At 53.1% G+C, this 12,517-nt stretch carries 12 protein-coding genes; all 12 read right to left on the reverse strand.

Annotated features, from left to right (window positions below; genetic code table 11):
• Positions 1 to 28: 28 nt before the first annotated feature.
• The 12 genes from ACFQ1T_RS07330 to ACFQ1T_RS07385 all read right to left on the reverse strand — a co-directional run bounded on the left by ACFQ1T_RS07330 (position 29) and on the right by ACFQ1T_RS07385 (position 12,510).
• Positions 29 to 1,240: a PQQ-dependent sugar dehydrogenase gene (locus ACFQ1T_RS07330; protein WP_379075279.1), complete on the reverse strand. Its 1,212-nt coding sequence runs from the start codon at positions 1,238 to 1,240 to the stop codon at positions 29 to 31.
• Positions 1,237 to 2,529: an FCSD flavin-binding domain-containing protein gene (locus ACFQ1T_RS07335; protein ID WP_379075282.1), complete on the reverse strand. Its 1,293-nt coding sequence runs from the start codon at positions 2,527 to 2,529 to the stop codon at positions 1,237 to 1,239. Before ACFQ1T_RS07335 ends, ACFQ1T_RS07330 begins: the two co-directional genes overlap by 4 nt.
• The gene (locus ACFQ1T_RS07340; protein WP_194748298.1) at positions 2,529 to 2,879 is read right to left on the reverse strand and encodes a c-type cytochrome; all 351 of its coding nucleotides are present in this window, start codon (positions 2,877 to 2,879) and stop codon (positions 2,529 to 2,531) included. Before ACFQ1T_RS07340 ends, ACFQ1T_RS07335 begins: the two co-directional genes overlap by 1 nt.
• A 182-nt stretch (positions 2,880 to 3,061) precedes the next feature.
• Positions 3,062 to 3,547 (reverse strand): ankyrin repeat domain-containing protein, encoded by a 486-nt coding sequence (locus ACFQ1T_RS07345; RefSeq protein WP_194748297.1) that lies wholly within the window; start codon positions 3,545 to 3,547, stop codon positions 3,062 to 3,064.
• 88 nt (positions 3,548 to 3,635) lie between these two features.
• Complete coding sequence (gene purL, locus ACFQ1T_RS07350; protein WP_379075286.1) at positions 3,636 to 7,547, reverse strand: phosphoribosylformylglycinamidine synthase; 3,912 nt, start codon at positions 7,545 to 7,547, stop codon at positions 3,636 to 3,638.
• 143 nt (positions 7,548 to 7,690) lie between these two features.
• A complete protein-coding gene (locus ACFQ1T_RS07355; RefSeq protein ID WP_379075289.1) occupies positions 7,691 to 8,200 on the reverse strand; it encodes a PepSY domain-containing protein in 510 nt (169 codons plus the stop codon).
• A gap of 83 nt (positions 8,201 to 8,283) precedes the next feature.
• A complete protein-coding gene (gene feoB / locus ACFQ1T_RS07360) occupies positions 8,284 to 10,074 on the reverse strand; it encodes a ferrous iron transport protein B (protein ID WP_379075292.1) in 1,791 nt (596 codons plus the stop codon).
• A complete protein-coding gene (locus ACFQ1T_RS07365) occupies positions 10,071 to 10,319 on the reverse strand; it encodes a FeoA family protein (RefSeq protein WP_194748293.1) in 249 nt (82 codons plus the stop codon). The genes feoB and ACFQ1T_RS07365 overlap by 4 nt, the downstream gene beginning before the upstream one ends.
• Positions 10,320 to 10,484: 165 nt before the next feature.
• Entirely contained in the window at positions 10,485 to 11,294 is an 810-nt protein-coding gene (locus tag ACFQ1T_RS07370; RefSeq protein ID WP_194748292.1) for a peptidylprolyl isomerase, read from the reverse strand.
• Positions 11,295 to 11,351: 57 nt separating this feature from the next.
• A complete protein-coding gene (locus ACFQ1T_RS07375; RefSeq protein ID WP_194748291.1) occupies positions 11,352 to 11,615 on the reverse strand; it encodes a BolA family protein in 264 nt (87 codons plus the stop codon).
• Entirely contained in the window at positions 11,615 to 11,914 is a 300-nt protein-coding gene (locus tag ACFQ1T_RS07380) for a YciI family protein (RefSeq protein ID WP_194748290.1), read from the reverse strand. The genes ACFQ1T_RS07375 and ACFQ1T_RS07380 overlap by 1 nt, the downstream gene beginning before the upstream one ends.
• 50 nt (positions 11,915 to 11,964) lie before the next feature.
• Positions 11,965 to 12,510 carry a septation protein A gene (locus ACFQ1T_RS07385; RefSeq protein ID WP_194748289.1) on the reverse strand — a complete coding sequence of 182 codons (546 nt, stop codon included), beginning with the start codon at positions 12,508 to 12,510 and terminating at the stop codon, positions 11,965 to 11,967.
• Positions 12,511 to 12,517: the final 7 nt, after the last annotated feature.

Genomic DNA, 12,517 nt, shown 5'->3' on the forward strand with positions numbered 1-12,517 from the left:
AGAACGGGTCTGTGGCATAAATCTTTTATTACAGCGTTTTCTCACGGATACGGTAAATCCAGCCGGTCAGGTCATCACTCACATAGAGCCAGCCATCCGTGCCGACGATCACGTCTACCGGTCGGCCCCAGGCCTGATTGTCTTGTAGCCAACCCTCAATGAATGGGACGGTTGCGACAGGTTGTTGGTTCCTGAATTGTACACGCAGCAAGGCGTAGCCGCTGGGCTGTTTGCGGTTCCATGAACCGTGCAGCGCGACAATGGCATCCTCACGCATTTCTGCGGGAAGCTGGCTGTGCTGCAAAAAAGTGATGCCTATCGGTGTGCTGTGGGCGGGGAGTAGCAGGGCGGGCGCCTGCGATTGTTGGCAGGTTCCTGCGGCGCCTGGCATATTTGGGTCTGCAAACAGCTTGCCTGGTTGTGCCGGATCGCCCCAGCAATAGGGCCAGCCATAGGATTTTCCGCCTTCAATCTGGTTCAAGTGCTCAGGTGGCAGGTCATCATCAACGGCGCCATGAGCCTGGCTGCTGCGATTGTCGGCACCATTGTTGGTGGCAAACAGCGCACCTGTTTGTGGATGCCAGGTGAACCCCTGTGTGTTACGCAGTCCCGTCGCCCAGACCGCGCTTTGGGCATGCCAGCCCAGCGTGACCAGCGTGCCGGCAGGGCGGCCATCTGCGGTAAAGCGCAGTAATGTTGCGCGTAGCGGGTTGTCTTCCACACAGACATTACAGCTGGAGCCCACGTTGACAAAGACATAGCCATCTGGCGACACCTTGACCGTTTTGAGGGGGTGGCCGCCACTGGGCAAGTGGCGGATAAACGGCTGTGGCGGCCCCCAATGGCTGTCTTGCCAGGGCAATTTCACCACGCCGGTTTGCTCCGCAACCAGCAGGTCTTTTCCTAGCAGGGTGAGGCCTTGCGGAGCATTGAGTCCTTGTGCAATCACCTCGGCATGACCCGTTTGGTCTAGCCTCAGAATACGGCCAGTGTCCGCCAGACTCACCAGTAACTGACCTTGCGGATCCAGCGCCAGCATGCGAGGCATGCCCCAGGCGCTCACATCACTAAAGCGCTCAATTTGCAGTCCGGCAGGCGCCTTGAGATTGCGCAGGGCGTCTGTCGCCAGAGGTTGCGCGGTGGCAGTATGCAAACCGGTTGCCATGCCCAGGCCGATCAGCATCAGGCCAGCCAATAGTGACTGCTGTTCTCTGACAGCACTGAGCACGGCAGTCATCATGTCAACGTATCTGCCCAGATATTCTGCGCCCAGGCCTGGGCATATTCCCCTTCCTGAACGCTGGCCTTGGCTGAAACGCCGCCGCCCTCTGCAGACACCATGCTTTTCTTAACAGGGTCATAACGATAAACATTGGCGACATGCATGGCCTGCTGGTCATCGACAAAGCTGTAGCAGGTATTGGCAAACACCGGCAGTGGATTGGGCGCGTGACCGGTTTGCATGGCGATGATGGCTGCGGCACACACCTTTGCATGTGAGGTCGCCATATGGGCGGATTTGGGCAAGCCAGCAGAAATACTGTCACCGATAATATGCACGTCCGGTTGCAGCGTAGAGGCATAGGTGACAAAGTCCACCTCACACCAGCGCTGATCCACATTGACCAGCCCAGCCACTTGCGTAACCTTGCCTGCCAGCTGCGGCGGGATGACATTCAGGACATCGGCCTTGACCGATTCAAAGTCAGTTTTGACTGTTTTGCTCACCGGATCCAGCTGCAGAATGGTACTGTTGTTGTGGTATTCAATCAGGTCTTTGTATGCGCCCTGAAAACTCTGCAAAAACAAGCCTTTTTTCGACACGATATCGGCATTGGCATCCAGAATAACGACTTTGCTACGCGGTTTTTGTTGTTTGAAGTAATGCGCCACCTGGCAAGCGCGCTCATAGGGGCCGGGCGGGCAGCGATAAGGGCCGGGCGGGATGGTCATCACAAATACGCCGCCATCCGGCATCTGCTCCAGTTGCTGCCGTAATTGCAAAGTTTGCAGGCCAGCTTTCCAGGCATGAGGGATGTCGGTCACTGGCGTGGTCATGCCGGTGATGCTTGCGTAATTGAAGTCAACGCCGGGGGCCAGAACCAGGCGGTCATAATGCAGATGACCGCGCGTCAGCTGTACTTGTTTGTTGGTTAGATCAACACTGGTGACCGTGTCTTGTACCCAGTCGATGCCATGCTGTTTGCGTGACAACGCATAGCTAAAACTCAAGTCGTCCAGTGTGCGGCTGCCGCCCAAGACCAGATTGCTTTGCGGGCAAGAAATGAACTGTGGATTCGGTTCGATCACAGTGACTTTAAGATTGCCCATGCTCCAGTCGCGTAAATATTTGGCGGCCGTGAGCCCTGCAAAGCCTGCACCAACCACGACGACATGGCCAAGCGGTGGTTTGCTCGCGCGTGCAAACGCAGGCAGACCATAAAAGGCCAGACCGCCATAGACGATGGAACGTACAAATTGTCTGCGGCCATTGGGCGTCAGGGGGGGGTGTTCAAATGCGGCGGTCATCACTGTCTCCCCAAAAAAGATTGCTTGGGCAAGGCGGGAGGCGTCTGTCTGGGTTGTTGTGCAAAATAGGCCGCCAAGTCCGCAATCTCTTCTGTTGTGAGTCCTTTGGCATGATGGTGCATCACCGTCGCGCTGACAGAGCCGTCTTTAAAGCCCTGCATGCGCTGGATAAAATAGGCTTGATTGAGCGCAGCCAGTGTCGCTGTGCCGCCCAGGCTGTTGCCGGCCGGGCCATGGCAGGCGGCACAAGATGCTGCCAGCGTTCGAATCGCCTGCGGGTCTTGCGCATGCGCGCAGAGGCCGGCGCAGGCAAGATAAATGAAAAACACACTGCTGAATAATGACTTCATGCTACCCCCGTCACACATGATGAATTTGAGCTCACATTATTCTGAATGGGCATGGTGATGTGAGTGACTGCGGTTACACAGTGGATGCAACGATCACCCATACTGGCACCTGACCCGCAAACAAAAAAACGGCCATGAAACTCATGACCGTTTTTATCAACACCCCCTCGCCAGTTCGAGGATTAGAAGCATTTTTCTTCCTGGCAGCCATCATCTTTGGTGCCTAACTGGGTCAGTAAATCTACCATTTTCTGGTTATTTTCTTCTCTGAAGTAACGAATCAACGAAACATCGCCTTTGAGTTTCTTGTTTACATCTGCGCCTGCAGAGGCCAGATATTTCATGGTTTCAGTATCGCCAATAAATGCGGCCATATGAAACGCGGTATTGCGGCTGGCCGGATGCACATAGTTCAGATCCGCCCCTTTGGAAACCAGGTATTTCACCACATCCAGCTTGCCTTTGGATGCGGACATTTGCAGGGGTTCCCAGGCAAAGAACTTCTGGTTGACCAATGAAGGGTCAGCTTCGACAAACTTTTTCACGACTTTGATATTGCCACCCGTCAGCGCCTCGGTAAACTCCATATATTCATCATCGGTCAATGCAAACGCTTGCAAGGCAAATGACAGTGAACACAAGGCCAGTAAAAACTTAATTGATTTCATAATCTCTCCAAACACCTGATTTTCATTTTTTAAAAATAACCACTTTTTGGGCCTCGTGAAGTCGCCGGTAAGGGCCGGTCGACTCCGCTTAACCTACAAACTTGCGTGCGTTTCTGAACATGCGCATCCAGGGACCATCTTCCTGCCAGCCATCTGGCCGCCAGGAATGCTGTACCGCTCTAAACACACGTTCAGGATGTGGCATCATGATGCTGAAACGACCATCTTGCGTAGTAAACCCGGTCAAGCCCTGAGGCGAACCATTCGGGTTAAACGGGTAAACTTCGGTCGCTTGCGCAGCATGGTCCACATAACGCACGGTTGCCAGTTGCTGTTGTAGCACACTTGTGACCGCGCCCGCATCAGTAAATTCCGTAAACCCTTCGCCATGTGCCACAGCAATCGGCATGCGGCTGCCTGCCATGCCGTCAAAGAAGATAGACGGCGAGGCCAGAATCTCGACCAGGGCAACGCGTGCTTCAAACTGTTCGGACTTGTTGCGCACAAAGTGCGGCCAGTGCGCGGCGCCTGGAATAATGCTGTGCAGGTTACTCATCATCTGGCAACCATTACAGACGCCCAGTGCAAAGGTGTCTGCACGGTTAAAGAAGGCGCTAAATTCATCGCGTGCACGCGCGTTGAACAGGATGGACTTGGCCCAGCCTTCGCCTGCACCAAGTACGTCCCCATAAGAGAAGCCGCCGCAAGCCACCAAGCCTGCGAAATCCTTGAGTGCCACACGGCCGCTGATGATGTCGCTCATATGCACATCGACGCTGTTAAAACCTGCGCGGTCAAACGCAGCCGCCATTTCGGTTTGGCCGTTGACACCTTGCTCACGCAAAATCGCCATGTTGGGGCGTTTGCCGGTGTTGATATACGGTGCTGCAATATTGTCATTGAGGTCAAAAGTCAGCTGCGCATGCAAGCCGGCATCGTCGGCATTCAGGATGCGGTCATATTCCTGCTGGGCACAGACCGGGTTATCACGCAGGCTCTGCATGCGGTAAGTGGTTTCAGACCACATGCGGTGCAGGTCGATGCGTGATGCCTGGTAGCGTGCCTGTTTAAGCGCGATGACAATGTCCTGGCCGGCAGTGACGTGGCCGATGGCGTGCACACAGTCACCCAACTGCTGTTGCAATTGCTGGACGATGGTTGCCGTATCGCTGGCACGCACTTGCAGTACTGCCCCCAATTCTTCGTTAAACAGCAGGGCAATGTTGTCGCCAGCCAGGGCGCTGAGGTCAAGATTGAGGCCACAATGACCGGCAAACGCCATTTCTGCCAGTGTGACAAACAGGCCACCATCTGAGCGGTCATGATAAGCCAGTAGTTTGCCTTCGTGATTCAGTTGCTGGATCGCGGCAAAAAATGCTTTCAGTTGTGCTGGTTGGTCGACATCGGGCACGCTGTTGCCTAACTGTTGATAGACTTGAGCCAAAGCCGAGCCGCCCATGCGGTTTTTGCCATTGCCCAGGTCGATCAGGATCAGCTGACTGTCGCCGAGATCAGTGCGCAGTTGCGGCGTCAGGGTTTTACGCACATCTGGCGTGTTGGCAAAGGCAGAGATTACCAGTGAGATGGGGGCTGTGACTGCTTTGTTTTCACCTTGATCTTGCCAGACCGTTTTCATACTCATGGAGTCTTTGCCGACCGGGATGCTGATGCCGAGCGCCGGACATAATTCCATGCCCACGGTTTTCACGGTGGCATACAGCGCGGCATCTTCACCGGCATGACCGGCAGGTGCCATCCAGTTAGCGGACAGTTTGAGGTTGCCAATGTCACTGATTGCGGCGGCGGCAATGTTGGTGATGGCTTCACCAATGGCCATGCGGCCGGAAGCCGGTGCGTCGATCAGCGCTAAGGGCGCCTTTTCACCGATGGCAAATGCTTCGCCGATATTGGTTTCAAACCCGGCACAGGTCACCGCCACGTTGCTGACGGGCACTTGCCACGGGCCGACCATTTGGTCGCGGGCGATGAGGCCGGTCACGCTACGGTCACCAATGGTAATCAGGAAGGTTTTATCTGCCACACCTGGTAAGCGCAGTACACGTGACACGGCATCATGCAATACCACGTTGCCGGTATCAAACGCTGGCAGCGTCTTATTCACGGATTTGACATCACGCAGCATTTTTGGGGGTTTGCCCAGCAGAACAGACAGATCCATATCCACCGGCTTGTTGTCAAAATGACGGTCTTCCACCGTCAGATGACGTTCTTCCGTGGTGACGCCGACGACGGCAAACGGACAACGTTCGCGTTCACAAATTGCTTCAAATAAGGGCAACTGGTCTTGCGTAACGGCGAGAACATAGCGCTCTTGCGCTTCGTTGCTCCACAGTTCGCGCGGACTCATGCCAGGCTCTTCATTATGTACATCACGCAACTGGAACACGGCGCCGACTTTGGCATCATTGACCAACTCAGGGAAGGCGTTGGAAATACCACCGGCACCCACGTCGTGTATGCTCAAAATCGGGTTGTTATCGCCCATTTGCCAGCAACGATCAATCACCTCTTGCGCACGGCGTTGCAACTCCGGGTTGCCGCGTTGCACAGAGTCAAAGTCCAGATTTTCCGTGTTGGCGCCAGTATCCATACTAGAGGCCGCGCCGCCGCCAAGGCCAATCAACATGGCCGGGCCGCCCAGCTGAATCAGGGCTGAGCCAGGGGGAATGCTGTTTTTATGGCTGTGGCTGTCAGAGATATTGCCGACCCCACCCGCCAGCATGATCGGTTTGTGATAGCCACGCATTTCGCGCTTGCCATCGGCAGTAGGCGTTTCGAGTTCAAAGGTACGGAAGTAACCGGCAATATTGGGGCGGCCAAATTCGTTGTTATAAGCGGCCCCGCCTAAAGGACCGTCTATCATGATTTGCAACGGGCTAGCGATACGGCCAGGTTTGCCGTAATTGGTTTCCCAAGGCTGTTTAAAGTCAGGCAGGTTCAAGTTAGAGACCGAGAAGCCGGTCAAGCCTGCTTTCGGCTTAGAGCCTATGCCGGTGGCACCTTCATCACGGATTTCACCGCCTGCCCCAGTCGCAGCCCCGGCAAAGGGTGAAATGGCAGTGGGGTGGTTATGCGTTTCCACCTTCATCAGATAATGCATGTCGTCTTCGACAAACTGGTAGCTGTGATCGGCTGCCGGATAAAAACGCTTGGTTTTCTGGCCTTGTACAATTGAGCTGTTGTCAGAGTAGGCAACCACGGTGTTGCCAGGATTGAGTTTGTGCGTGTTGCGGATCATGTTGAACAGCGACAGCTCTTGCTGTACGCCATCAATCACCCAGTCGGCATTGAAAATCTTGTGGCGACAATGCTCGGAGTTGGCTTGGGCAAACATCATGAGTTCGACATCGGTCGGGTTGCGGCCCATTTTGCGGTAGTTTTCCAGCAGGTAGTCCACCTCATCTGGCGACAGGGCTAAGCCCATCTCGCTGTTGGCCGCCTCAAGCGCCGCTTTGCCGCCAGCTAAAATATCCACACTGGATAAAGGTTTAGGATCGGCATGGTGGTAGAGTTTTTCTGCATCCGCCAGCTGGTAGACCACCGTTTCTGTCATGCGGTCCTGGATGGCGGTGCGCAAGGCTTGCTTCTCGGCTTCGGTCAAGGCTTGGCCGTTCGCAGTTGTCACGTAATAGGCAATGCCGCGCTCCAGACGCAGCAGATGACCAAGGCCACAGTTATGTGCAATATCCGTCGCGCGTGAGGCCCAGGGCGAAATCGTGCCTATCCTCGGAATCACCAGCAGCAACTCGCCTGTCGGGGACTCGATATCCGTGTGCGGACCGTAAGTCAGAATCTGGCGCAGGGTGTCTTGCTCGCTCACGCTCAAGGCGGACTCGCTAAACGCAAAGTGCACGAATTCGGTGTAAATATGGGCGATATTCGGTGCGCTGGCTTTGAGGGCGCGATACAGTTTATCGAGACGGAATTGAGAGAGGGCGGCGCTGCCGCGCAGGCTAAGGAATTGCGCTTGACTAGACATGAGGCGGTTGGATTTTTCAATGAAAATTCAAACCGCCATTTTAACAGAAAGCGCGTCTGATATCGAATGCGCCAAAGCGCCTGCCCAAATAAAAACAGCAACCATGCGGTTGCTGTTTGACTGACTGCGGGGACGATAAAAAATTAGTCTTTGCCGATTTCGTAGACTTCTTCTTCGGTTTCCCCAATTTTGCCGGTCACTGCATCGACTTCGACTTCGATTTCCTTGCCGTTGGCTTGCTTGATATCAAATTCGTAGACAGGATTGCCGTTTTCCAGCTCATATTCGATGCTTTCCACGTCACCTGGATATTTGTCCAGCGCAGTTTTTTTGGCTTGTTCCATCGTCACTTTGGCTTTGGATTTGAATTCGTCGCTGTTAGGGTCAACATCCACTTCTTCTTCAAATACCTTGCCAGTTTTGGCTTCACATTCTACTTCCCATTCTTTGCCATCTGTGCCGACAATGTCGAACTCATAAATGGCACCACGGCCTTTTTCAATCTCGGCTTCCAGTGAGACGACTTTGCCCGGATGTTTGGCCAATGCGGCTTTCATGCATTTTTCCATCGGGCCATTATGGCTGTGGTTGTTAGCCTGTGCAGACAAGCTGAATAAAGTGGCAACGGCTGCAATCACTAAAGACTTGTTCATGGATGGAGTCTCCTTATTTTTAAGTGGAAGATTCACTTTAACATAGATTATATTTTCCTGTTTCTGTTTGAAATCAAGAAATTTCAATAGCCGAGTGCACGAGCCGTTTGGTAAAACGCAAAGCTGACCAGCCAGGCCAGCATCAGGGACCAAGCCAAAGACAGCCACATAAAACCGCTGCTTTTACTTTCGGATTTAAGTGTGGCGATGGTCGACAGGCAGGGCGTATAAATCAGTGTAAACAGCATAAAGCTCATGCCTTGTACCCAGTCGATATTGCTGGCAATTTGTTGGCTGAGCGCATCCCCTTGCAGGCCATAAATCACGGCCAGCGAGCCGACCACGATTTCTTTGGCAACAAAACCAAAAATCAGGGCAATCGCCAGTTGGGTGTCAATGCCAATGGGGTCCAGCACGGGCGCGAAAAAGCGGCCTATGCTCCCGGCCCAGGTTTCAGGGCTGGCTGGCGTGGCAGAAAAAGGTAAATGCGTGAGTAGCCAGACCAGCACCACCCCAATCACAATAAACTTGGTGGCGCGTGCCAAAAAGTGTTTCACCTCTTGCCAGCCACGCATCCAGATTTGTTGTGGGGTAGGGAAGCGATAAGGCGGCAGCTCAAGCACAAAGGGCTCGCGGCTTTGAAAGCTGCGTTTGAACAGGACCGCCGTGATAAAAATGGTGGCAAAACTGACCAGATACAGCGAAAACAGGACCAACGCGGCTTGTGACGGCGGGAACAGAATGGCGATGATAAATAAAAATACCTGTAATCTGGCTGAGCACAGTGACAGCGGTATCGTCAGCATGGTCAGTAAACGCATGGGGCGGCTGCGCATGACGCGAGTGCCCATGAGTGCGGGCACATTGCAGCCAAACCCCATCAGCATCATGACAAAGCCACGGCCATCCAGTCCCATTTTGGCCATCAGCGTATCCATCAGAAAAGCCGCGCGTGAGAGATAGCCGCTGTCTTCCACCATGCTCATGACCAGGAAAAATAGCACAATGATGGGTACAAAAGCGGCCACCGTACTAAACCCGGTATACAAGCCGTCCAGCAACAGCCCGTTGAGCCAGCCCGGCAAGAAGGCCAAAGCTGGTTCCAGCGCCTGGCTACGCAGCGTGTCAAACAGCCAGCCCATGCCTTCTTGCAAGGGTGCGCCTACGCTGAAAATAAACTGGAACAGCAAAAATACGGACAGCAAAAACAGCGGCAGCCCAAACCAGGGATGGAGCAATATCTTATCCAGGCGGTCGGTGAGTGTGTGGTTCAGTTGAATAGGAAACTGCACGCTCTGATCGATAATCTGGTGCATTTCCTGCTCAATGGCATTTTCGAGTTCGAGCTTGCGGGCAATACTGTCAGGCGAGGTCAGATTAGGGTGCTGCAGCATGGTCTCTGCCGCCAGCTGTAGCGCTTCTGGGCAGCCTTGCCCGTACTTGGCGCTAATGGTACGCACCGGCATGCCTAACTGTTTGCTCATGGCCTGGGTGTTGATGGTGATGCCGGCCCGTTTGGCCTCATCCTCCATATTGAGCAACAGGACTGCAGGCAAGCCCAAGGCGCGGATTTGCAAGGCGAGTGAAAGCTGTCGGTCGATTTGCGCACTGTTGAGGATAATCAGCACCAGGTCAATCTGGTGATGGCTCAGGAAATGCCTGACCACGTGTTCATCATCAGAAAAGCCGTGCAAATCATACAGGCCGGGTAAATCGATGAGCTCGGCAATATGTCCCCCCAGCAGCAGCTTGGCACTCATCAGGTCGACCGTGATGCCAGGCCAGTTGCCGACGCGCGCAGACGCACCACTCAGGCGGTTAAACAGGGTGGATTTGCCGGTATTCGGCATCCCAAGTAAGGCGACACGTTTCATACGGCAGGGGAGTCTAACAGGTCAACGGGGTGTAAATGAATGGCACTGGCATCGTGCAGACGAATGATCACATCCGTGGAGCCGATACGGACATGTAACGGCCCATTAAACGAGGCCTGTCTGATCACCTCTATGCGCTTACCGCTACGAAATCCAAGGGCATTCAGGCGTTGGGCCAGTGCTTGCTCTGCATGAATGCGGTCTACGATGGCAGTCTGCCCTGGTTTCAGTGCGTCTAGATGCATGGTTGCGTTCAAATGAGAATAATTCTTGATTGTAGCTTAGAATGACAATGAAAGAAATTGTTCATTCGATCTTTTCTCAAGTTGCGCGTTCAATCGCGGTATCCATCACAGCCAACAAAAAAGCCAGCAACGGCTGGCTTTTTGCAGGCTCAAAACGAATCCGGCTTATTTTTTCTCAAGGCCGCTCACGTCAATTTTGGCTTTGTCTTTGAGGCTCAACATGTATTTTTCGAGCTTACGTTGTTGAATGGTACGCTCAATACCTTCCTGAACTTTATCATAGGCCGGTGCTTGCAGTGCACGGGTGTCTACCAGCTTGATCACATGCCAGCCAAACTGTGACTGCACTGGCTCAGGTGTGGTTTCACCTTTTTTCAGGGCAACCAAGGCTTCAGCAAAAGGCTTGACCATGCCAGCTGGTGAGAACCAGCCCAGATCGCCCCCTTTGTCTTTGGAGCCTGGGTCCAAAGATTTTTCCTTGGCCACTTTGGCAAAGTCAGTCCCTTTTTTCAGGTCAGCAATAATGGCTTTGGCTTCGGCTTCTGTTTTCACCAAGATGTGGCGGGCGTTGTACTCTTTGTCACCCAGTTCTTTTTTGTATTGCTCGTAAGCTTCTTTTTTCTCGGCATCGGTCACAGGATTTTTCTTGATGAAATCTCCCAGGAAAGCATTCACTAGTAACTTGCGACGAGCCAATTCTTCACTGACCACAAAGTCAGGCAATTTATCAATACCGGCTTTTTGCGCTTCCTGATAGGCCAACTCAGAGCCAACCAGTTCATTCACCACGGCTGCTTTCATGCCATCGTTGGCTTTTTGGCCTGTACGCGCTTCAGCATCCTTGAGGATAAACTCTACCCAGGATTTCTTGATCGGTTTGCCATTGACGGTGGCTACCGCGTCGGCATCCGCCGCATACACATGTGGCATTGCGCTTAAGCAAGCAATTGCCAACAATACTTTCAAAAATTTCATGCAATATCCTTAAAATAACGTTTTGAATTAGGTGCGATATTAAAAAACAGGATTGTTTCAAATAAATGACTCATCGGTCGATAAGGCCGTAATACTGAGCGCGTGGATGCGATGAGGCATTAAATCTTGCAAACATTGATATACCATGCGATGGCGCATTATCTGTGATTTTCCTGAAAATAGCGAGCTTTTTACCGTGATGGTAAAGTGTCCGCCGCCAGTATTTCCTGCATGTCCGCGGTGCAAATCACTGTCATCCTGAATCTCGATGTGTTCCGGTGTCAGGCTCTGCAGGCGCTGCTCTATTTCAGCGCGCAGCATCACGGCAAAGTCTTTCTAAACGGTTTGACGGTCACTTGGCCATAGACGCCTGCATGCACAAACGGATCGTCATTGGCCCAGTCTGTGGCCGCCTGCAATGAGTCAAATTCAGCGACAATCAGGCTGCCACTAAAGCCTGCTTCACCAGGGTCTACGCTGTCTATGGCTGGCAACGGGCCTGCTAAAACCAGGCGGCCCTCGTTTTGCAATTGTTGCAATCTGGCCAGATGCGGCGGGCGATGCTGCAGCCGCAATGGCAAGCTGTTCGTGGTGTCCTGTGCGTAAATCATGTAAAGCATGGTGGCGTTCTTTCGCTGCGGCAGTCGATAAAGTCTGGCTAAACGTTTAGTCAGGCGGGCGGCTGATTTTGTTCAACCCAATGCGCTCTTAGCGCAAAGACTTGCACGATCATAAAGATAAACATAAGGCTGGTGGCCCCAAACAACTTGAAGTTGACCCAGTCGTCTTCGCTGTAGTGAAAGGCAACGTAGAGGTTCAATATGCCCATGCCGATTAAAAAGGCAATCCAGTAGAGGTTTAGCTTGTCCCAGGTGGCGGCAGGCGGCGTCATCATTTTGCCCAGCATGCGCTCAATCAGGTTGCGTTTGAAGGCATAGCGGCTGAAAAGCAGGGCCAGTGCCCCAATCCAATAGATGGCAGTCGGCTTCCACATGATGTAGGTTTTGTCATGTAACAACAAGGTAATGCCGCCGAGAACGGTAATCACCGCACCATTGATGGCCAGCATCTTGTCTATTTTGCCGCGTTTGAGCCAGATCACGCCGATCAGCAAGAGCGTACTAATCATGGCGACCGCAGTGGCTGCAAAGATGCCTGCTTTTTTATAAGCGATAAAGAACAGGATGACGGGGAGTAAATCGGTGATGATTTGCATGCTTGGC

Source organism: Methylophilus glucosoxydans, assembly GCF_042676145.1.
Lineage (GTDB): Bacteria > Pseudomonadota > Gammaproteobacteria > Burkholderiales > Methylophilaceae > Methylophilus > Methylophilus glucosoxydans.